19 protein-coding genes and 1 tRNA gene are annotated in these 19715 nt (G+C 58.0%); 13 read left to right on the top strand and 7 right to left on the bottom strand.

The genetic code is table 11. The annotated features are described in order from the left end of the window. Nucleotides 1-3: 3 nt before the first annotated feature. From DKB71_RS02055 to vapC, 4 genes are all read left to right on the top strand, one after another. Complete coding sequence (locus DKB71_RS02055; protein ID WP_274075134.1) at nucleotides 4-420, top strand: hypothetical protein; 417 nt, start codon at nucleotides 4-6, stop codon at nucleotides 418-420. Between the two features lie 6 nt (nucleotides 421-426). Next, the gene (locus DKB71_RS02050; RefSeq protein ID WP_274075133.1) at nucleotides 427-879 is read left to right on the top strand and encodes a hypothetical protein; all 453 of its coding nucleotides are present in this window, start codon (nucleotides 427-429) and stop codon (nucleotides 877-879) included. A gap of 169 nt (nucleotides 880-1048) precedes the next feature. Then, on the top strand, nucleotides 1049-1279 hold the full coding sequence (gene vapB, locus DKB71_RS02045) for a type II toxin-antitoxin system VapB family antitoxin (protein WP_274075132.1): 231 nt from the start codon (nucleotides 1049-1051) through the stop codon (nucleotides 1277-1279). Further along, nucleotides 1279-1686 carry a tRNA(fMet)-specific endonuclease VapC gene (vapC, locus tag DKB71_RS02040; RefSeq protein ID WP_408599499.1) on the top strand — a complete coding sequence of 136 codons (408 nt, stop codon included), beginning with the start codon at nucleotides 1279-1281 and terminating at the stop codon, nucleotides 1684-1686. Before vapB ends, vapC begins: the two co-directional genes overlap by 1 nt. 77 nt (nucleotides 1687-1763) lie before the next feature. Here the strand turns inward: vapC and gabP are convergent, their stop codons facing one another. Next, on the bottom strand, nucleotides 1764-3155 hold the full coding sequence (gabP, locus tag DKB71_RS02035) for a GABA permease (RefSeq protein WP_408599498.1): 1392 nt from the start codon (nucleotides 3153-3155) through the stop codon (nucleotides 1764-1766). 563 nt (nucleotides 3156-3718) lie between these two features. Here gabP and DKB71_RS02030 point away from each other — a divergent pair. The 7 genes from DKB71_RS02030 to DKB71_RS02000 all read left to right on the top strand — a co-directional run bounded on the left by DKB71_RS02030 (nucleotide 3719) and on the right by DKB71_RS02000 (nucleotide 9622). After that, nucleotides 3719-4492, top strand: coding sequence for an ABC transporter ATP-binding protein (locus DKB71_RS02030; RefSeq protein ID WP_007972784.1), 774 nt, complete (start codon nucleotides 3719-3721; stop codon nucleotides 4490-4492). 13 nt (nucleotides 4493-4505) lie between these two features. Continuing rightward, the gene (locus tag DKB71_RS02025) at nucleotides 4506-5252 is read left to right on the top strand and encodes an ABC transporter substrate-binding protein (RefSeq protein WP_274075129.1); all 747 of its coding nucleotides are present in this window, start codon (nucleotides 4506-4508) and stop codon (nucleotides 5250-5252) included. A gap of 72 nt (nucleotides 5253-5324) precedes the next feature. Next, nucleotides 5325-6020, top strand: a complete 696-nt coding sequence (locus tag DKB71_RS02020) for an ABC transporter permease (protein WP_046815302.1) — start codon at nucleotides 5325-5327, stop codon at nucleotides 6018-6020. Beyond that, entirely contained in the window at nucleotides 6017-6706 is a 690-nt protein-coding gene (locus tag DKB71_RS02015) for an ABC transporter permease (RefSeq protein WP_274075128.1), read from the top strand. Before DKB71_RS02020 ends, DKB71_RS02015 begins: the two co-directional genes overlap by 4 nt. Further along, the gene (locus DKB71_RS02010) at nucleotides 6687-7916 is read left to right on the top strand and encodes a methyltransferase (protein WP_408599497.1); all 1230 of its coding nucleotides are present in this window, start codon (nucleotides 6687-6689) and stop codon (nucleotides 7914-7916) included. Before DKB71_RS02015 ends, DKB71_RS02010 begins: the two co-directional genes overlap by 20 nt. A 396-nt stretch (nucleotides 7917-8312) precedes the next feature. After that, nucleotides 8313-8388, top strand: a tRNA-Thr gene (locus DKB71_RS02005). A 229-nt stretch (nucleotides 8389-8617) separates the two neighbouring features. Continuing rightward, nucleotides 8618-9622, top strand: coding sequence for an Abi family protein (locus tag DKB71_RS02000; RefSeq protein WP_408599496.1), 1005 nt, complete (start codon nucleotides 8618-8620; stop codon nucleotides 9620-9622). An 89-nt stretch (nucleotides 9623-9711) separates the two neighbouring features. On the opposite strand, the gene DKB71_RS01995 is transcribed toward DKB71_RS02000, so the two are convergent. From DKB71_RS01995 to DKB71_RS01985, 3 genes are read right to left on the bottom strand one after another with little or no spacing between them, the layout of a single operon-like run. Then, nucleotides 9712-10422: an SDR family oxidoreductase gene (locus DKB71_RS01995; RefSeq protein ID WP_323606531.1), complete on the bottom strand. Its 711-nt coding sequence runs from the start codon at nucleotides 10420-10422 to the stop codon at nucleotides 9712-9714. A gap of 42 nt (nucleotides 10423-10464) precedes the next feature. Beyond that, on the bottom strand, nucleotides 10465-11109 hold the full coding sequence (locus tag DKB71_RS01990) for a DsbA family oxidoreductase (RefSeq protein ID WP_408599495.1): 645 nt from the start codon (nucleotides 11107-11109) through the stop codon (nucleotides 10465-10467). Beyond that, on the bottom strand, nucleotides 11106-11324 hold the full coding sequence (locus tag DKB71_RS01985) for a 4-oxalocrotonate tautomerase family protein (RefSeq protein ID WP_056852134.1): 219 nt from the start codon (nucleotides 11322-11324) through the stop codon (nucleotides 11106-11108). The genes DKB71_RS01990 and DKB71_RS01985 overlap by 4 nt, the downstream gene beginning before the upstream one ends. Nucleotides 11325-11775: 451 nt before the next feature. On the opposite strand from DKB71_RS01985, the gene DKB71_RS01980 reads away from it, so the two are divergent. Beyond that, on the top strand, nucleotides 11776-13107 hold the full coding sequence (locus DKB71_RS01980; protein WP_408599494.1) for an IS4 family transposase: 1332 nt from the start codon (nucleotides 11776-11778) through the stop codon (nucleotides 13105-13107). Nucleotides 13108-13343: 236 nt separating this feature from the next. On the opposite strand, the gene DKB71_RS01975 is transcribed toward DKB71_RS01980, so the two are convergent. Further along, on the bottom strand, nucleotides 13344-14630 hold the full coding sequence (locus tag DKB71_RS01975; RefSeq protein WP_274075114.1) for an OprD family porin: 1287 nt from the start codon (nucleotides 14628-14630) through the stop codon (nucleotides 13344-13346). A gap of 443 nt (nucleotides 14631-15073) precedes the next feature. On the opposite strand from DKB71_RS01975, the gene DKB71_RS01970 reads away from it, so the two are divergent. After that, the gene (locus tag DKB71_RS01970; protein ID WP_408599493.1) at nucleotides 15074-17167 is read left to right on the top strand and encodes a TonB-dependent receptor; all 2094 of its coding nucleotides are present in this window, start codon (nucleotides 15074-15076) and stop codon (nucleotides 17165-17167) included. A 205-nt stretch (nucleotides 17168-17372) separates the two neighbouring features. Here the strand turns inward: DKB71_RS01970 and ltrA are convergent, their stop codons facing one another. Beyond that, nucleotides 17373-18794 carry a group II intron reverse transcriptase/maturase gene (ltrA, locus tag DKB71_RS01965; RefSeq protein ID WP_408599492.1) on the bottom strand — a complete coding sequence of 474 codons (1422 nt, stop codon included), beginning with the start codon at nucleotides 18792-18794 and terminating at the stop codon, nucleotides 17373-17375. A 487-nt stretch (nucleotides 18795-19281) separates the two neighbouring features. Beyond that, nucleotides 19282-19494 carry a hypothetical protein gene (locus DKB71_RS01960; RefSeq protein ID WP_274075112.1) on the bottom strand — a complete coding sequence of 71 codons (213 nt, stop codon included), beginning with the start codon at nucleotides 19492-19494 and terminating at the stop codon, nucleotides 19282-19284. Nucleotides 19495-19715: the final 221 nt, after the last annotated feature.

Genomic DNA, 19715 nt, shown 5'->3' with positions numbered 1-19715 from the left:
CCCATGGCCTCCGCCAACAAGCAACATAAACGCGCCTCCCGCGCCAAGGCCAAGGCCAAGCAGAACCGCACCCAGCGAGCTGCTGCGCCGGTCGAGCTGGACCCGAACGACGATCGCATCGACTTCGAGTCGGTGGACCTGACCGAACTGTTCAAGAAAATGATCGACGCCGAGAAGCTCAGCCAGCAGGCCATGTGCACGGCTTTCCTCGAAGACCCGCTGCTGGAGCTGGTGTACGAGCAGGAAGGTGAAGAAGGCGCGATGGACTTTATCCTCGCCGCGCTGATCGAATATCGCCAATGGTCCACCGAAACCGACGAAGCCGGCGCTTTGGCGTGGATCGAATCCCCAGCCTTCCAGGCTGACTACGTGGCGGCGTCCGACGCCATTGCTGCGCAAACCCAACAGAAACCGAACTGAGTTCCCATGGCCTCCCTGAACAAGCAACAGAAACGCGCCAAGCGCGCAAAAGCCAAAGCCAAGCAGATCAACATCCACGGCCGCAAACCCGCCGCGCTGGACGATGACCTTGGCCACCTCGCCGAGCCGATCCCGGAATACACCCTGGCGATGTTCAGCAAAATGCGCGACGCGGAAGCCGTCAGCCGCAGCGAAATGCTCTCGGTGTTGCTGACGAACCTGGCCTTTATCATCATCGACCATCCAGAACTGCTGGACATGGAAAACGCCGACGACGAAGGCATGGCCGCCACCCATCTGGCCGCCGACATGCTGATCGACTACCGCATGTGGGCCGACGGCATGGACCGCGAGACAGCCCAGGCATGGTTGAGCGAGCCACAGTTCATCACCGATTTCAGCGCTGCACTGGATGTCTACCGCGAGTCGCTGGAAGCGCCGGAAGAAAAAGCCGAGTAAAGGTTACGACTCAAACAAAAACGGCCGCTTGTCATCACTGACAGCGGCCGTTTTTGGTCCTGAATCGAGCGCACTCCTTCCGTCAGCCACAACGTATATCCCATTGACATATCCAAAACAAAACCTATCCTTTGGACTTATTGCGCCAGCAAAAGCGCAGGAGGCCCAGATGGAACAGACAACTCTTTTCATGAGCAATCGAAGCCAGGCGGTTCGCCTGCCGAAAGCTGTAGCCATGCCGAACGACGTGAAACGAGTCGACGTCGTCGCCGTCGGTCGAAGCCGCATCATCACGCCCGCTGGTGAAACCTGGGACAGTTGGTTCGATGGCGAAAGCATTACGGCAGACTTCATGGCCGATCGCGAGCAACCCGCCGATCAGGAGCGTGATTCGTTCTGATGATCAAGTACATGCTCGATACCAACATTTGCATCTTCACCATCAAGAACAAGCCACAAATGGTACGGGAGGCGTTCAACCGTCATCACGGCCAACTGTGCATCAGTGCGGTCACGTTGATGGAGCTTATTTACGGCGCGGAAAAATCGGCAGCCCCCGATAGAAACCTGGCGGTCATCGAGGGATTCGCCGCCCGACTTGAAGTCCTTCCCTTCGACAAGGAAGCAGCAGCACACACTGGAATGATTCGATCCGAACTTGCAAAGGCCGGCAAACCCATAGGTCCGTACTACCAGATGATTGCCGGGCACGCACGCTCGCGCGGGTTTATCGTGGTCACCAACAACTTGCGGGAGTTTGAGCGCGTTTCGGGGTTACGCGTAGAAGACTGGGTTCATGCCAAATGAACACAAAGCAATCGACACAAACAAAAACGGCCGCTTGTCATCACTGACAGCGGCCGTTTTGCATTACGCGGTACGAATCAGCTCAGCACTACCGCGCCACGCTTCTCCAGTTTGCGACGACGCGCTACCAGCAAGCCGGTAGCGACGACCATAACGGCCAGCAGGCCGGTCGCGAGGATCTCCACGCGGTGAGCTTCCTGGAACAGCATGATGGTCAGGGCCGCGACGATGAACACGATCACCGCGTAGGTCAGGCCCGGGAACAGCCACATGCTGAACACGATTTTCTCACCGCGAGCCATGCGCTGCTTGCGCATGCGCAGTTGCGAGATCGCGATCACCAGGTACACCAGCAGCGCAATGGCGCCGGAGCTGGCCAGCAGGAATTCGAACACTGCAGCCGGAGCCACGTAGTTGGCGAATGTGGCCAGGAACGCTGCGCCAGTAGACAGCATGACTGCCCAGTATGGCGTGCCGCTCTTGTTGGTGCGGGTGGACATGGCCGGTGCATCACCGCGTTTGCCCAGGGAAAACAGCATGCGCGAGGAGGTGTAGAGCGCCGAGTTCAGGCAGCTGGTCACGGCGACCAATACCACGATGTCGACAATCATCTTGGCGTTCGGGATACCCATGCGCTCAAGCACGGTCTGGTAGGAGCCGAGGCTCGCCAGGACCGGGTCGTTCCATGGCACCAGGGCCACGACGATGAAGATCGAGACAAGGTAGAACAAGCCGATCCGCCAGATCACCGAGTTGGTGGCCTTGGAGATTTGCTTGCCTGGGTTCTTCGATTCCGCGGCCGCGATGGTCACGATCTCGGTACCCATGAAGGAGAACATGGTGGTCAAAATGGCACCCAACACCGCGCCCATGCCGTTTGGCAGGAAGCCTTGGGTATCGAACAGGTGGGAAACGCCGCTAACCTGGCTGCCTGGCAGAAAGCCGAAGATCGCCATGACGCCGAGCACAATGAAACCGATGATCGCCAGGACCTTGATCAGGGCGAACCAGAACTCGAACTCGCCGTAGTTCTTCACGCTGAACAGGTTGGTCACGGTCAGCAGCATGGTGATGACCAGGGCGAAGGCCCAGATGTCCACGCCAGGGAACCAGGCATGCAGGATGGTGGCGGCAGCGTTGGCTTCCAACGGGATGACGAGCACCCAGAACCACCAGTACAGCCAGCCGATGGTGAAACCGGCCCAGTGACCGATCGCGCGATCGGCGTATGTCGAGAAGGAGCCCGTGTCTGGCGAGGCGACAGCCATTTCACCGAGCATGCGCATCACCAACACCACCAGCATGCCGGCGGCCGCGTAAGCCAGGAGCACGGCCGGGCCTGCTGCAGCGATGGCGTGGCCCGAGCCAACGAACAGGCCGGCACCGATAACCCCGGCAATCGACAGCATGGTGACATGCCGCGGTTTGAGCCCCTGTTCGAGGCCGTTAGAGCTTTGGGTACTGCTCATTGAAACTACCTTTGTATGGAAAAGCGAATGCGTGCATCCCGCTTGCGTTCCTTCTTGTAAAAAGAAACAAACGGGGCGTTCCGGAATCTGCACGCAATATTTGCGCCAAAATGTTTCAAACCCTTCTAACCCGGGAATTTCGCCCGGACCGGACAGTCATCGCAAGCCATTGATATCAATGGCACTTTGCCAGAACGTTACCCTGCGACTCACTTTATGGACGAACCAGCGCACCGGAAACACACCCCAAAATCCCTCGACGCACAATAAAAGGGCAGATCCGCCACCTTTGGCCGGTTAGCGCTTCCAACCCCCCGCCAAAGCTGGCAACATCGCGCCCTTTTTTACGCGACAGCCACCACGCTTTTATCTGAAAGCAGGGTTCAAACGGCTGTTCGGTTGTTGATGGGGCGACAGTCTGCTGCGCCAATGCGACAACCTGCCACATGCCACCCGTTTACTGCCCGTAGCGCTGTTGGCTGCCTTTGAAACGCTATGCTAGCTTGGCCGCCTCGCTAGGAAGGCGACCAACAGCAGGAGCGAATACACAATGAGGAACGCACATGGCTGAGGCCACGCCCGCGCTTGAAATCCGCAACTTGCACAAACGCTACGGCTCGCTGGAGGTGCTCAAGGGCATCTCGCTGACCGCCCGCGACGGCGACGTGATCTCGATCCTCGGCTCCTCCGGCTCCGGCAAGTCCACGTTCCTGCGCTGCATCAACCTGCTGGAAAACCCGCACCAGGGCCAGATCCTGGTGGCCGGCGAAGAACTCAAGCTCAAGGCCGCGAAGAACGGCGAACTGGTCGCTGCCGACGGCAAGCAGATCAACCGCCTGCGCAGCGAAATCGGTTTTGTGTTTCAAAACTTTAACCTGTGGCCGCACATGAGCGTGCTCGACAACATCATCGAGGCCCCGCGCCGCGTGCTCGGCCAGAGCAAGGCCGAAGCCATCGAAGTCGCCGAAGCCCTGCTGGCCAAGGTCGGCATCGCCGACAAGCGCCACGCCTATCCGGCGCAATTGTCCGGCGGCCAGCAACAACGCGCGGCCATCGCCCGCACCCTGGCCATGCAGCCCAAGGTCATCCTGTTCGACGAGCCCACCTCCGCGCTTGACCCGGAAATGGTCCAGGAAGTACTTAATGTCATCCGCGCACTGGCCGAAGAAGGCCGCACCATGCTGCTGGTCACCCATGAGATGGGCTTTGCCCGTCAGGTCTCCAGCGAAGTGGTGTTCCTCCACCAGGGCCTGGTAGAAGAGCAAGGATCGCCACAGCAGGTATTTGAAAACCCGCTTTCGGCGCGCTGCAAACAATTCATGTCCAGCAACCGCTAACGGAGCTAACCGCATGCAGAATTTCAAGAAGGTCTTCCTGGCCGCCGCCGTTACCCTGGCGTTCAGCGCCGGTGCCATGGCTGAAACCCTGAAGATGGGCATCGAAGCGGCCTACCCGCCGTTCAACAACAAAGATGCCAGCGGCAATGTCGTCGGCTTCGACAAGGAAATCGGCGACGCCCTGTGCGCCAAGATGAAAGTCGAGTGCACCGTCGTGACCTCCGACTGGGACGGCATCATCCCGGCCCTGAACGCCAAGAAGTTCGACTTCCTGATCTCTTCGATGTCGATCACCGACGAGCGCAAGCAAGCGGTGGACTTCACCGACCCGTACTACTCCAACAAACTGCAATTCATCGCGCCTAAAAGCGTCGACTTCAAGACCGACAAGGACTCGCTGAAAGGCAAAGTGATCGGCGCACAGCGCGCGACGCTGGCGGGTACCTGGCTGGAAGACAACATGGAAGGCGTTGAAGTCAAACTCTACGATACCCAGGAAAACGCTTACCTGGACCTGACTTCCGGTCGTCTGGACGGCATCCTGGCCGACAAATATGTCAACTACGAGTGGCTCAAGAGCGACGCCGGCAAATCCTACGAGTTCAAAGGCGACCCGGTGGAAGAAAGCGACAAGATCGGTATTGCTGTCCGCAAGAACGACCCGATCCGCGCGAAGCTGAACCTCGCACTGAAAGAAATCGTTGCTGACGGCACCTACAAGAAGATCAACGACAAGTACTTCCCGTTCAGCATCTATTGATCCTGACCTGCCTGACCGGCGCCTGATGGCGCCGGTTCACGGTATTGCCTGCCGCGATTTGAAAAGAAATCCATGATTATCGACCTCTACGGATTCGGCCCGGCGCTTGCCGCTGGCGCGCTGATGACTGTGAAACTGGCACTCTCGGCCCTGTGCCTGGGGCTGGTGCTCGGTCTGCTCGGCGCCTTGGCCAAGACTTCCCCGTACAAGCCGTTGCAATGGCTTGGCGGCACCTATTCGACACTGGTTCGCGGCATCCCGGAACTGCTCTGGGTACTGTTGATCTACTTCGGCACGGTCAACCTGATGCGCGCCCTGGGCGAGTTTTTCGGCAACCCTGACCTTGAGCTCAATGCCTTCGCTGCCGGCGTGATCGCGCTGGGCCTGTGCTTTGGCGCCTACGCCACGGAAGTGTTTCGCGGCGCGATCCTTGCCATCCCCAAAGGCCACCGTGAAGCCGGTGTGGCCCTGGGCCTGTCGAAATTTCGCATCTTCACCAAGTTGATCATGCCGCAGATGTGGCGCATCGCCCTGCCGGGCCTGGGCAACCTGTTCATGATCCTGATGAAGGACACCGCGCTGGTCTCGGTGATCGGCCTGGAAGAAATCATGCGTCACGCGCAAATCGGCGTGACCGTGTCCAAGCAACCGTTCACCTTCTATATGGTTGCTGCGTTCATGTACCTGAGCCTGACCATCCTGGCCATGACCGGCATGCACTTCCTGGAAAAACGCGCCGCTCGCGGCTTCGCGAGGAGCACTCAATGAACTGGGAAGTCATCATCAAGTGGCTGCCGAAACTGGCTCAGGGCGCAACCCTGACCCTGGAACTGGTGGCCATTGCCGTCATCGCCGGCCTGCTGCTGGCGATTCCCCTGGGTATCGCGCGTTCCTCGCGCCTGTGGTGGGTGCGGGCGTTTCCCTACGGCTACATCTTCTTTTTCCGTGGTACGCCGTTGCTGGTGCAACTGTTCCTGGTCTATTACGGGCTGGCGCAGTTCGACGCGATCCGTACCAGCGCCATGTGGCCTTACTTGCGCGATCCGTTCTGGTGCGCCACGGCGACCATGACCCTGCACACCGCGGCCTACATCGCCGAGATCCTGCGCGGGGCCATCCAGGCGATTCCACCGGGCGAGATCGAAGCGGCGCGCGCCTTGGGCATGTCCAAAACCAAGGCGCTGATCTTCATCATGCTGCCCCGTGCCGCGCGCATCGGCCTGCCGGCCTACAGCAACGAAGTGATCCTGATGCTCAAGGCCAGCGCCCTGGCCAGCACCGTGACCCTGCTGGAACTGACGGGCATGGCCCGCACCATCATCGCCCGAACCTACCTGCCGGTGGAGATCTTCTTCGCCGCCGGCATGTTCTATCTGTTGATGGCCTACGTGCTGGTACGCGGCTTCAAGCTGCTGGAGCGCTGGTTGCGCGTCGATGCCTGCCAAGGGCGTTGATCCCCAGGTGCTGACGGGCGAGGAACTGCTCGCCCGTTTCACTGCGCTGGACACTTTTCTGACAGCGCATCAGGCGCTGTGGAAACCACGGCCGTTCACTCATCTGCAGCTGCCATGGGAAACCTCCTACCCCGAACTGGCCACCTGGCTACGCGGGCGGTCGCTGGACGAGGCGGAAGGCGCTCACAACCACCCTGCCCTTGTGGATGCGCCGCAGCCTTTTGCTTCGCTGGCGGCCATGTCACTGGCGCTGAGTGTGGTGGATGAATTGCCTGCTTATGCGCTCGAAGCGCCAGCTCATCGACTGAATGTGGATGTGCCGGGGCGCAAGTGGCAGCAAATCGAAGCCTTTGCCAGCCGACTGCACTTTGACGATACCGCCACGCACTGGCTGGACTGGTGCTCGGGCAAGGGACACCTGGGTCGACGCCTTCTGCAAACTGGACAGCAACTGACCTGCCTGGAATACGATCCGGCGCTGGTAACCAGCGGCCAGGCGCTCAGCCTGCGGCATCGACTGCACGCGTTGCATGTCGAACAGGACGTACTGGCGGCCGATGCGGCGTTGCTGTTGGAAGATCAGCACACACCCGTCGCTCTGCACGCCTGCGGCGATTTGCATGTGCGACTGATCCGGCTCGCCAGTGCAGCCGGTTGCAAGCAACTCGCCATCGCCCCTTGTTGCTACAACCGGACCAGCCTTGGCCGGTACTCACCGATGTCCTCAGCCGCCGAACGCTCTGACCTACAACTGTCCCTCGACGATCTGGGGCTGCCGATGAGTGAAACCGTCACCGCCGGCGCTCGCGTAAGACGCCAACGCGACACCTCGATGGCCCGACGCCTGGGTTTCGACTTGCTGCAAAGACAGCTGAGAGGCGTTGACGAGTACCTGCCGACCCCATCCCTGGCCAGCGCCTGGCTGGAAAAACCCTTTGCCGAATACTGCCAACACCTGGCCGATCTCAAGGAGTTATCCACAGTCGGCATCCAGGACTGGCCGACACTCGAAGCCGCCGGTTGGCAGCGCCTGGCCCAGGTCCGCAATCTAGAGCTTCTGCGCGGGCTTTTCCGACGCCCGCTGGAGCTTTGGCTGGTGCTGGATCGGGCATTATTCCTACAAGAGCAGGGTTACACCGTTCGCCTCGGCACCTTCTGCGAAACCTCGCTCACACCGCGCAACATTCTTCTGCTGGCGGAACGTTCTTAACGCCACACAGCCTGTGGATAACTCTGTTGATGAAATATTCATGGATCCAATCTTTACAGCTGTTTCAGCCCTGATACGGCACTGTTCAGATTTCATACAATGAATAAAAAACCAGAAAAACAGGCATTTGCGAGCTAATGAGAACGGATCCACAAAAACACTGTTAACCGGGTGAACCGCAAATCCCGTTGTGCATAAGCATTCGAACAAAAGACATAACCCATCGACGGATGGGCAACAGCACACGCATGAAACAGCGGGCTCTGGCACATCGTTTTGCACCCCGTGATGACGCTCGGCAAGCATTGGAAACACTCGATCAAGCACCGCGCAAAAATAGTCTGAATTCAGGGGTTTACAGAACCTTCCCAATCGCTATAATCGTCGCCCTGACATGCCGGTATAGCTCAGATGGTAGAGCAACTGACTTGTAATCAGTAGGTCCCGGGTTCGATTCCTGGTGCCGGCACCATACAAAACAAAGCCCTCGTAGAAATACGAGGGCTTTGTTGTTTCTGGGGTTTGGCAACTCCACTGACCAAAACGTTGCCCGTGCGCCTGCCCGTTACAATTTCACGTCAACGCAACGTTGACGGGTTCGAACACCTACCTATAATGCACCCCAACACACCCGCCAAGCCTAGGTTGACCCAGTCAGCAAGCTCAAATCGCGCGGGTTTTTTTTGCCCGGAGAAAACTACATGAGGCCCTTCGACAAGCCGGCCCTCAGCGTAGAACAGCAATTGGAACTGCTTAAGCAACGAGGCCTGCGTGTCGCCAACGACGATCGGGCCGTGCGTTTTCTAGAAGTGGTCACGCTGTTTCGCCTGAGCCCCTACATGCGCCCCTTCCAGGAGTCGGATCCCGAACACACCTTCAAGCCCGATAGCACTCTGGGAGCAGTGGTCGAAATCTACCGCTTCGATGGTTCGTTGCGACGCATAACCATGGATGCCATCGAACGTGTCGAAGTCGCCATACGAGCGGCTATCAGCAATCACATGTGCCCTAAGTATGGGCCTGACTGGATAGCTGACGCGTCAGTCTTCTCCTCGTCATATTCGCATTCTGATCTATTGCGCCCCCTGCGAGATCAGTTGAACAAGGAACGAAACAAGCTTGGACGTGAAATTGATCGCATAAAGAAGAGTCGTCAGGCTGCCGACGTCCAGCAAAAACGGATTGAAAATCGCATGCGCGATAACTATTTCCGATTCTACGGGTCAACTTACACCCGTCCTGAATTCCCGCCCGCCTGGGCTGTTCTGGAAGAGCTCAGCCTTGGAACGGTATCCACCCTCTTCAATGCCATCGGCAAAAGCGCCGACAAGAAAGCGATCGCTAGCAGATTCAGTCTGCCCTTCGAAGTATTGGCCTCCTGGCTCCATACCCTGACTTTCATCCGAAACTGTTGCGCCCACCATTCACGGTTATGGAACCGAGAGCTCTCGATTCGGCCATCCTTACCAAAAGAATGGGTCGTTCCGAATGCACCTGGCGACCAAGCACAGCCTAAGCAGCGGCTATACATCGTATTGACGATGCTAGCCCATCTCACCGATTTGATCAGTCCAGACAGCCATTGGAAACTTCGCCTCGCCGAAATCATTGATCAGCAGGAACCAGGTTATTTGAGACTAATGGGATTTCCTAATGATTGGAAACGTCAGCCGCAATGGTGGCCTGGAGTAAGGGGCCAAGACTAAACACATCGTTCGCCTGCGGCACCATACAAAACAAAGCCCTCGTAGAAATACGAGGGCTTTGTTGTTTCTGCCGTCTGGAAACCCAGGTCTTAGTGACCCGCGCTCTGCCCACCATCTACATGGAGGATCTCGCCAGTAACAAACTTGGCGCCGTCCAGATACACCACTGCCTGCGCAATATCATCGATCTCGCCCATATGCCCGACCGGGTGCAGTGCGCCCAGTGCGGCGTGGGTTTCTTCGCCGTGCATCGGGGTCTTGATGATGCCAGGCGATACCGCGTTCACCCGAATGCCGCGCTTGGCGTATTCGATGGCCAGGGAACGGGTTGCCGCGTTCAGGCCGCCTTTGGTCAGCGAGGCCAGTACCGATGGCACGCCGTCGATGGCGTGGTCGACCAGGCTGGTGGTGATGTTGACCACGTGGCCGCTGCCCTGTTTCTCCATCTCGGCGATGGCCAGTTGGGTGATGTAGAAGAAGCCGTTGACGTTCACCGACAAAACATTGGCGTAATCTTCAGCGGTGTACGCGGTGAACGGCTTGGCGATGAAGATCCCGGCGTTGTTGACCAGGGTATCGACACGGCCGAAACGGGCGATCGCTTCACGAATCACGCGCTGTGCAGTTTCTGGCTCGCCGATGTCGCCGGCCACGGTGAGGATGTCCGGGTCGGTGGATGGCTTGATCGAGCGCGAGGTCGCGACAATCTGGTAACCGAGCTCGCGGAAGGCCTTGACCATGCCGTCGCCGAGACCTTGGGATGCGCCAGTGATGACAACGACTTTTTTCGAATTGCTCATGATGAACCTCTACTGATAAATGATGATTTAAAAATTTGGTAATCAGGCTTGTGCCATTTGTCTCAACATCTGTTCGTAGTACTCGACCGATTGCGAGCCGGACACCAGGTGACGACCGTTGAGCACCAGGACCGGGACCGAATTGATGCCGTGCTGGCGATAAAACGCTTCAAGCTCACGCACCTCTTCGGCAAAGGCGCCTGACGCCAGCACCTTGCGTGCACGGGCCTCGTCCAACCCGGCTTCACCCGCCAGCCGCACCAGCGCCTGCTGATCACTCGGGTTCTGGCCTTCGCTGAAGTAAGCGCGCAGCAGGATCTTCTTCAGCGCCACTTGGCGACCTTCTTCCAGCGCCCAGAGCAACAACCGGTGAGCGTCGAAGGTGTTGTAGAAGTGCGTGCGCTTTTCCAGATCGAACTTGAAGCCGATGGCCTCGCCACGAGCGATCTGCATCGCCTTGCCAGAGGCGACGTCCTCGGCGGTGCGCCCGTATTTGCGCATCAAGTGCTCGACGGCTTTCTCGCCTTCAACCGGCATGTCCGGGTTCAGCTCGAAAGGCTTGTAGGTCAGCTCGACCGCCACCTCACCCGCCACGTTCTTGATCGCCTGCTCCAGCGCCGTCGCCCCCAATGCGCACCATGGGCACACCACATCGGAGACGAAATCGATGGTCACCGACGCCGTCATGACTGCCCCTCTTCCGCCAGTTGCTTGCGGTACTGGGTGGTGGTGATACCGGCATAGCCCCAGTTATCGGTGTCGACTTCCTCGATCACGATGTGAGTCAGGTCAGGGCGTTTGTTGAGGACGCGTTCCAGTGTTTCAGTGATCTCGGCAATCACCTGAGCTTTCTGCTCAGTGGTAACGCCATCGCGGGTGATGCGTACGCTTACAAAAGGCATGATCGAAACTCCAGTGACCTTCCCGTCGGAATGATGGGAGAGGCGTTGGAGCTCAATGTAGGGAGTTCGCTGGAGGGGATAAAGGTGGGCGCGGGAACATCATTAATTACGTGGTGTAATTACTACTATAGCTACTTCGCCGTTTTTACCAACCTCATTGCATTGCTTGATGCTTGGTTGACATAAGCATGATCGGTAGCCGAAAATCGGCCCAAGAGCGCGAAACCGACTGCCTTCAGGTGGCAATAGTCGGCGTTAGGAACCCCGTTGATTACCTGGAAATCAACGCTCGGGTGAGACCTCTTATCCCCCGCTTGAGGGAGCATAATATCAAGCAGCCTTCTCAGAAAAGCAGCCTATTCAGGCTAATGCCGATCAGTTAAGCCATCTCGCTTGACCTTTGGCCGCAAGAAATCAAAATCCGATGCCTGAACTGGCATCGGATTTTTTTATGCGTCTCGCTCGGGCACTGGAACTGACCCACAACTTCGCTTCCACTCCAAACTCAATCGAGGGATTGGATTCCTTACTCGATCCTTCTTTGGTCGAGCAGGCGCTTGAACAGGCCGGCGTGGCGACGCTGCGCAAGCGGCGCTTGCCGCTGGAAATGATGCTCTGGTGCGTGATTTCCATGGCGTTCTTCCGGCGCATGTCGGCGTGGGATGTGGTCAGTCGCATGAACATCATGCTGCCGGGGCAACGCCCGTTAGTGGCCCCCAGCGCCGTAGTCCAGGCACGTCAGAGACTAGGTAGCGAAGCCGTACGACAAGTCTTCGACCTGACTCAGAAAAGTTGGCATGAAGCAGCTGAGCATCCGACTTGGGCCGGTTTGCGCTTGTTGAGCGTCGACGGTGTCGTCTGGCGAACGCCTGACACCCGCGAAAATCGAGCGCGCTACGATTCGGCCAGTAACCAGCACGGCGACACCGGTTTTCCCCAGGTACGCATGGTCTGTCAGATGGAATTGACGAGCCACATGTTGATCGGCAGCGCATTTGATGGCTATCGCAGCAACGAAATGAAACTGGCCGAACAACTGATCGACACCACGCCCGATCACTCGTTGACCCTATTCGATCGAGGTTTCTACTCCCTGGGATTGCTGCACCAGTGGCAGCAAGCAGGCACCGAGCGCCATTGGCTGATGCCACTGCGCAAGGGTGCGCAGTACGAAGTTGTTCAGCGTTTGGGCCGTCAGGATGCCATGGTCTCGTTAAGCACTTCGCCGCAGGCCCGCAAGCAATGGCCGGGACTGCCCGAGCGCCTGATTGCGCGCCTTCTGAGCAAAACCGTCAAGGGCAAGGTGCGTCAGATCCTGACGTCGATGACCGACCCGCTGCGCTTCCCGTCTGACGAAATAGTCGACCTGTACAGCCAGCGATGGGAGATCGAATTGGGCTTTCGGGAGATGAAACAGACGCTGCTCAACAGCAGCTATACCTTGCGCAGCAAGACACCCGAGATGATCGAGCAGGAGCTGTGGGGCGTGTTGCTGGGCTACAACCTGTTGCGCTATCAGATGGTAGAAATGAGCCGTCACTGTCCGGGAATTTACCCGTGCGAAATGAGTTTTACCGCCTGCACCTGGGCAATTTTAGGGTTTATCAACAGCGTCTCGGCCGACCGCTCCGGGAACATCCCCAAATACCTGGCCGAGCTTCATGCTTCAGCGCCGCACTATGTCCTGCCTCATCGGCGAGAGGAGCGTATTTATCCCCGAACCATCCGGCTCAAATCGCCGAAGTATCCGATCAGAAATAAAAATGCCAGTCAGCTTAACTGACTGGCATTAGCCTATTCAGGCTGCTTTTTTACTTTGGGATGAGATGTTGGTGATATATCAACTTTCCATGCCGATGCTTGTTCAATGCCTTTTTGTCACAGTTCACCGAGAATCTCGAAGGACATAACGATTCAAAAGTCCTTTTAAGATTATTCGCGATCGAAAAAAACCCCGAACCAGTCGGGGCTTCTTCTTTTTCTCAGCCTTGCATCAGGCCTCGATACCGCAACCCGTCATCAGAAAATGTTGATCGGGTAGTCCACGAACACACGCACTTCGTTACCGCTGACGTTGTACTCGCTCGACTTCTGCGACACACGCAGGATCGAGCTGCGCAGCTTCACGCTCAGGTCTTTGGCCGGGCCGCTTTGTACGACGTATTTGAACTGGTTGAAGATCTCGCGCTCGGTGCCGCCTTCGCTGGTGGAGGTGGTGATGTTGTCACCGCGTACATAGGCGAAGTTGTAGCTCAGGCCCGGCACACCGAAGGTGCTGAAGTCCAGGCCGTAGCCCAGTTGCCAGCTGCGTTCGTCTTCGGCGTTGAAGTCGGACCAGTAGGAGTTGGCCAGGTAGATGGTGTTGCCACCGTCGCCGACGCGGTTTTGATCTTTCTGGTAGCCGCCGTAGGCGTAGCCCAGGTTGCTGTCGCCGGTGCTGCGCTGGTGAGCGAGGGTGAACGAGTGCGGGCCGGTGGCGAAGGTGGCTGCCAGGCTCCAGATCTTGTTGTCGTCGCCGGTAATACCGTTGTCACGGACGTAAGAGTCGTCCAGTTTGGTACGGTAGCCGTTGAAGTCCAGGGTCAGGGACTGATCCTTGTCGAACGGGAACACGTAGTTGGCGTTCACGTATTGCTTCTTCAGCACGTCTTCGACGTCGGAGGCATATAACGCGGCCTTGAATTGTTCGGTGAACTGGTAGCTACCGCCCAACACGTTGATCGACTTCAGGCCACCGCTGTCATGGCCTTCAGCGCTTTTGCGCGATTCGGCGGTGAAGCGACCGGCGTTCAGTTCCAGGCCCTTGATCTCCTTGGAGGTGATCAGGGTACCGGTGTAGCTTTCCGGCAGCAGACGACCGTTGTCGTAGCTCAGTACCGGCAGCACCGGCATCTGGTCTCCGTAGGTCAGCGTTGTGCTGGACAGACGGAATTTGACGGCTGCGCCAGCTTTGGCCAGGTCGTCAGCCGGTTCGCCGCTGGCACCCTGTTTGAAAAAGTCGATGCCCTGGGCGCCGCTGCGGTCTTCGTTGCGCTCCAGATTGAGCGCGTACAGCCCAAAGGCATCCACACCCACGCCGATAGTGCCTTGGGTGAAGCCCGACGAGAACGTACCGATGGCCGCTTGGCCCCACTCGGATTTATCCGGGTTGCCGTCTTTGTAGTCACGGTTCATGTAGGCATTGCGCAGCAGCACTTTGAGGCTGCTGTCTTCAACAAATCCCTTGGATTCGGCCTGGTCGTTAGCCATGGCCTGTGTAGCGCTCAAAATCCCCAGAGCGATCAGGCTGATTCGCTTGTTCAACATGTTGTTTTCCTTATTACGGGTTGAAACGCGCTGTGTTCAACGGCCGAAACGGCGCTATCGCGCTCTTTTTTCATCCCACAAACAAAAAGGCCCGCCCACGATCTCTCGCGGCGGGCCTTTTAATTATTTTTCGGTCATGGCGGTCTGCCACAGGCGTTGGACCGGATCGTAGCCGCGGCCTTAACGATGTGTCAATTTCATGAATCGTCTATAACCCGGCGAAATTCGTCTAAGAAATGAGTTTGCTTGGCAGAAAACCTCAACGGACGCGCAGTCTTATCGACTTCAAATAACGTTGAAAAGGCAAAAGCAACAATTGCGACACAATTGGAAACAATCAAGCAGAGCACCTTCTCAGGAATAATTAACACAAGTAAATAGCAAGCATTATCATTCGCGCCGCTCTTGTTACACCCCTAAAAATCCTACGGATGCGTTCTTCAATGCCTGCCCCTTTTCGCCTTACGCCCTTCAGCCTTGGGCTTTCTGCTCTGATATCTGCCGGTTTTTCCTACGCTGCGCCTACCACCTTACCTGCCACCTCCATCAGCGCCGAAGCCGAGGCCGATGACCCACGTGTGAAGGAAACGAATACGGCGACCCGCACCAACACGCCGGTGCGCTACGTGCCTCAAGCCATCGACTCGATCAAGACCGCCAACGTTGTCGATTACGGCACCAACGACCTGGGCACCGCACTCAGTGGCATCCCCAACGTCAGCAGCGGCGCCGACACCCGCTTCGACAGCCTGCGCATCCGTGGTTTTGACGCAAGCAACGACTTCTATCTCGATGGTATCCGTGACGACAGCCAATACGTGCGCGACCTGCACAACATCGAACGCATCGACGTGCTCAAAGGTCCGGCCGCCGTGTTGTACGGCCGCGGCAGCCAGGGCGGGATCGTCAACCGGGTGAGCAAACTTCCGGAGTTCGGCCGCCGCTCGACCCTCGAAGCCCAGGGCGGCAGCGATGATCTTCGCAGCCTGTATGCCGACCTCAGCAGCGATCCATCCGAGAACATCAGCCTGCGCCTGAATATGGGCAACATGGACCAGAACAGTTTCCGCGATGGCGTGAGTGGTAATCGCCAGTTGTTTGCACCCTCGATGAGCTGGCAGCTGACGCCGGACCTGAACTGGCTGGTGCAGTACGAATACAGCCGTTACAACCGTACGCCGGATCGCGGTGTCCCCGGGGTCAACGGCCGCCCGGCAGACGTCGGACGCGACACGACCTACGGCAGCGAGCACGATTTCATCGACGACAAGTCGCAATCGCTGCGCTCCAAGCTCACCTACGAGCTCAGCGACAACTGGCAACTGCGCCAGACCCTGGGCGTGTTCAAGCTCAACAGCGATTTCGACAACACCTACCTGACCGGCTACAACCCGACCACCAACCAGGTCACGCGCCAGCACTGGCAACAGGACCTGACCACCCGCAACGTCTACAACAACGTTGAACTGGAAGGCGGGTTCGATACTTTCGGCCTGGAACATCGCCTGCTGACCGGCATCGAGATCGGCAGCCAGCGGCGCGATCCGACCTTGTACACCGCCGCCACCTCAGGCCCGGGCAGTTCACCGGTGCCGCCGCTGGACCTGAACAACCCCAATCGGGATTTACGCCACACCGGTCGCATGCAGGTCTCCAGCAGCTCGCACACCGAGGTCGAAAGCCGTGCGGTGTATGTGCAGGATCAGCTGCAACTGAACGATCAATGGCAACTGCTCGCCGGCTTGCGTTACGACACGTTCGACATCGAGTCGACCAACAAGCTGCGGGACATTTCCGAAGACCGTGACAGCCACAGCACCAGCCCTCGCGTAGGGCTGGTGTGGACGCCGCTGCAGAATCATTCTTTCTATGCCTCCTGGTCGAAGACGTTTTCGCCGGTCGGCGGTGGTTTGATCGGCATCACTCCGGGTGCGGCCGGCAATACCAACGACCTGAGCCCGGAGCTGACCAGGCAGAAAGAAATCGGCGTGAAAAGCGACTGGCTCGACGATCGCCTGAGCACCACGCTGGCGATCTACGAACTGGAACTCTACAACCGCCGCACCAGTGATCCGAACAACCCGACCATTACCTTGCTGAGCGGTAAACAACGTTCGCGTGGGATAGAGCTGACCGCCACCGGCAAGATCACCGGCGACTGGTATGTGCGCGGTGGCGTAGGTCTTCAGGACGCGACCATCGAGGAAGACAACAATGGCTTTGAAGGAAATCGCATCAGCAACGTGGCCAAGCGTAACGGCAGCCTGTTCGTGACCTGGAAACCTGAAATGGGCTGGTATGCCGAAACCGGGTTGACCCTGGTTGGCGATCGTTATGCCGACAACCTCAACACCACCGTGCTGCCGGGTTATGGCCGCTGGGATGCGTTGGCCGGGTTCAGGCAGAAGGATTGGGATCTGCGCGCGGCGCTGAACAACATCAGTGACAAGACGTATTACTCGTCGGCCACCAGTGCGGCGCAGATTCAGCCGGGTGAGCCGCGCAGCGTTGTGGTGACCGGGACTTACAGTTTCTAACACCATCACCCTGTAGGAGCTGGCTTGCCAGCGATGGGGCCATCACATTCAACATTGATGTTGAATGACCTACCGCTATCGCTGGCAAGCCAGCTCCTACAGGGGGTCGGGGTAATTTTCTACAACTTGTCGCCATCGAGTAGGAGGCGGATTCACATCCGCCGTCCTCTCACACCACCGTACGTACGGTTCCGTATACGGCGGTTCAGGTTACACGGCTAAGCCGGTTTATCGTATCCAGTATCGAGACCAAACCGAGGCGATCCCACAGCTTCTTCGGCAGCGCCTGATTCATATGCGACGCTCCCGAGTTCCACCAAGGGCCCTGCCCATTGGACGCCGATCTACGAGCGCGTCCTTCGTCGATCCCCAGACGCATCAGGTTACGCGCCCTGGTTGAGGGCTGCTTCCATTGGCGCCAGAGGATGCAGCGCAGTTTGTGACGCACCCAACCGTCCAACTCCTCAAGGGGTCGCTTGCTTTGACTGAGCTTGAAGTAACCCGCCCAGCCGCGCAGTACAGGGTTAATCCGCTCGATGACGCTCGCCATCTTGCAGCCCTGCGCTCCGCGCAGCAGGTCTCTAAGCCGGTCGCGCAAGCGGCCCAGGCTCATCAAAGCTACTCTCAGTCTCGGCTGCTGATGCCAGCTCCTCCCGTAACCCAGGTAATCGCACCTCCAGGATCCGGCTACCCGGCTCTTGTCCCGATTCAGCGTCAATTTAAGGCGCTGGTTCAGGAACCGCTCCACGCCGGCCATCACTCGCTCGCCAGCACGGCGACTGCGCACATAAATGTTCGCATCGTCGGCATAGCGCACGAAGCGGTGACCCCGTCGTTCCAATTCGCGATCGAGTTCGTTGAGCAGGATGTTCGACAGCAACGGCGAGAGCGGGCCGCCTTGCGGCGTCCCTTCCTGCCGTCGGCTGGCAAGACCACCTGACATCGTCCCCGCTTCGAGGTAGCGACGGATCAGCGTGAGCACACGTTTGTCTTCGATTTGACGCTCGATGTAGGCCATCAATACATCGTGGTTGACCCGATCAAAGAACTTCTCCAGATCCAGTTCCACGCACCAGCGGTGACCCGCTGCCACGTGGGCACGGGCTGTTTCGATGGCTTGATGAGCGCTTCTGCCCGGACGAAAACCGTAGCTGTAGTCCGAGAACAACGGATCGAAGATCGGCGTGAGCTGTTGCAGCAGGGCCTGTTGGATCAGACGATCCACGACGCAGGGGATTCCCAGCTGTCTTGTTCCGCCTTTGGGTTTGGGGATGTCGACGGCGCGCACACCTTGCGGGTGATACTCGCCGGCCAGCAACCGAGTCTTGAGGATCGGCCAATACTGTTTCACGTAGCCCGCCAATTCGTCGACCGTCATGCCATCGGCACCCGGCGCGCCCTTGTTGCTGACTACGCGTTGATACGCACGTCTGAGGTTGGCCGGTGCAAGCACCCGCGCCATCAGCGTGTCCGGCTCCGCGTTCGTCCACGTCACAGACGCCGTCGATGCTTGCGCCCTGTCAGCCGTCATCCTCGGATACCGTCCGGGACCTGGGGTAACAGTTTCCTCTTGGAGAATATTCTGCGTTTCAGCATTCGACGAGACTCTGACGCCTACTGGCGGCATAACCTGTTCGGCCCTTGGTGGCATGGTTATTTACCACTTACTACGGCCTCGGCTGACTTCTGCAGGTTCATCCCGTCGCCTCTCGACGCTCGGTAGCACAGTGGCAAACCTACAGATCTCCCAGGGTAATTCGCGCGACCTTCCTGCTTATGCCTGTCGGATATACGTCACAGCGTTCCGTGCAAGTATTGGGCTTTGGCAATTATGGCTACCTTACCCCGCTGCACCGCCTCATCCGCTTCCTGTTCGTCAGGCCAGCATTTTGCCTCGGGCTTCCTTCAGATTCGCAGTCGCCCGCGACACCCTTGCCTCTGGCTAACACTTCCCCTTGCCGGGTGTGTAGAGGACTTTCACCTCCAAGTCACCAGCGAGGCCATCACAGCCAAGCTGGTTGCGCTTGCGCGCAACGCGCCATGCCTGGCGCACCATAAAAAAAGCGCTGCCATCCCGGCAGCGCTTTTGTTTTTTCAATCCGTTGTTTTTCTTCTTATCCTTCCATCACATCCCACAACGCATCCAGTTCCGCTTCGCTGAACAAACCAGCGGGGTAGCGCTCGATCATCGTCCGGCGCGGATCACTTTGTGTGATCTGACGCGTTCCATTGGACTTTAACCAGTGCGCCAGGATCTGCAGCGACTCGCCATTGACTGCCAGGGGATGCAACGCCCGCTCACTTGCCACATTCACTTCGGCGTTCATTTCAACGCTCTCTCCCGGTTTTTGAGCGGCTAACTTATCCAAGGTTTATGACAGAACAACTAAGTTCTCCCCCTCCCGGCATTACACCTTCGCAGATACAAGAGCTATGCCAAGGCGTGCGCGCTGTCGACTAGCGAATACAAAAAAAGCCCGCAGTCCTTAAGGGCTGCGGGCTTCCCACAAAGTTGCGCGCGAAAACGTTTGCCTCTCTGATTTCACCA

Origin of the sequence: Pseudomonas sp. PLMAX (genome assembly GCF_046042685.1) — a bacterium.
Taxonomy (GTDB): Bacteria; Pseudomonadota; Gammaproteobacteria; order Pseudomonadales; family Pseudomonadaceae; genus Aquipseudomonas; species Aquipseudomonas putida_AE.
This window is presented reverse-complemented; position numbering and strand designations above follow the sequence as displayed.

Excerpts from the sequence above, each read along its gene's own strand:
- ltrA (WP_408599492.1), bottom strand. The coding sequence starts at position 18,794 with ATGCCGCCAGTAGGCGTCAGAGTCTCGTCGAATGCTGAAACGCAGAAT.
- DKB71_RS01975 (WP_274075114.1), bottom strand. The coding sequence starts at position 14,630 with ATGTTGAACAAGCGAATCAGCCTGATCGCTCTGGGGATTTTGAGCGCT.
- DKB71_RS01995 (WP_323606531.1), bottom strand. The coding sequence starts at position 10,422 with ATGAGCAATTCGAAAAAAGTCGTTGTCATCACTGGCGCATCCCAAGGT.
- DKB71_RS01985 (WP_056852134.1), bottom strand. The coding sequence starts at position 11,324 with ATGCCTTTTGTAAGCGTACGCATCACCCGCGATGGCGTTACCACTGAG.
- DKB71_RS01960 (WP_274075112.1), bottom strand. The coding sequence starts at position 19,494 with ATGAACGCCGAAGTGAATGTGGCAAGTGAGCGGGCGTTGCATCCCCTG.
- DKB71_RS02015 (WP_274075128.1), top strand. The coding sequence starts at position 6,017 with ATGAACTGGGAAGTCATCATCAAGTGGCTGCCGAAACTGGCTCAGGGC.
- DKB71_RS02030 (WP_007972784.1), top strand. The coding sequence starts at position 3,719 with ATGGCTGAGGCCACGCCCGCGCTTGAAATCCGCAACTTGCACAAACGC.
- DKB71_RS02050 (WP_274075133.1), top strand. The coding sequence starts at position 427 with ATGGCCTCCCTGAACAAGCAACAGAAACGCGCCAAGCGCGCAAAAGCC.
- DKB71_RS02000 (WP_408599496.1), top strand. The coding sequence starts at position 8,618 with ATGAGGCCCTTCGACAAGCCGGCCCTCAGCGTAGAACAGCAATTGGAA.
- DKB71_RS02025 (WP_274075129.1), top strand. The coding sequence starts at position 4,506 with ATGCAGAATTTCAAGAAGGTCTTCCTGGCCGCCGCCGTTACCCTGGCG.
- gabP (WP_408599498.1), bottom strand. The coding sequence starts at position 3,155 with ATGAGCAGTACCCAAAGCTCTAACGGCCTCGAACAGGGGCTCAAACCG.
- DKB71_RS02010 (WP_408599497.1), top strand. The coding sequence starts at position 6,687 with ATGCCTGCCAAGGGCGTTGATCCCCAGGTGCTGACGGGCGAGGAACTG.
- DKB71_RS01990 (WP_408599495.1), bottom strand. The coding sequence starts at position 11,109 with ATGACGGCGTCGGTGACCATCGATTTCGTCTCCGATGTGGTGTGCCCA.
- DKB71_RS02055 (WP_274075134.1), top strand. The coding sequence starts at position 4 with ATGGCCTCCGCCAACAAGCAACATAAACGCGCCTCCCGCGCCAAGGCC.
- DKB71_RS01970 (WP_408599493.1), top strand. The coding sequence starts at position 15,074 with ATGCCTGCCCCTTTTCGCCTTACGCCCTTCAGCCTTGGGCTTTCTGCT.
- vapB (WP_274075132.1), top strand. The coding sequence starts at position 1,049 with ATGGAACAGACAACTCTTTTCATGAGCAATCGAAGCCAGGCGGTTCGC.
- vapC (WP_408599499.1), top strand. The coding sequence starts at position 1,279 with ATGATCAAGTACATGCTCGATACCAACATTTGCATCTTCACCATCAAG.
- DKB71_RS01980 (WP_408599494.1), top strand. The coding sequence starts at position 11,776 with ATGCGTCTCGCTCGGGCACTGGAACTGACCCACAACTTCGCTTCCACT.
- DKB71_RS02020 (WP_046815302.1), top strand. The coding sequence starts at position 5,325 with ATGATTATCGACCTCTACGGATTCGGCCCGGCGCTTGCCGCTGGCGCG.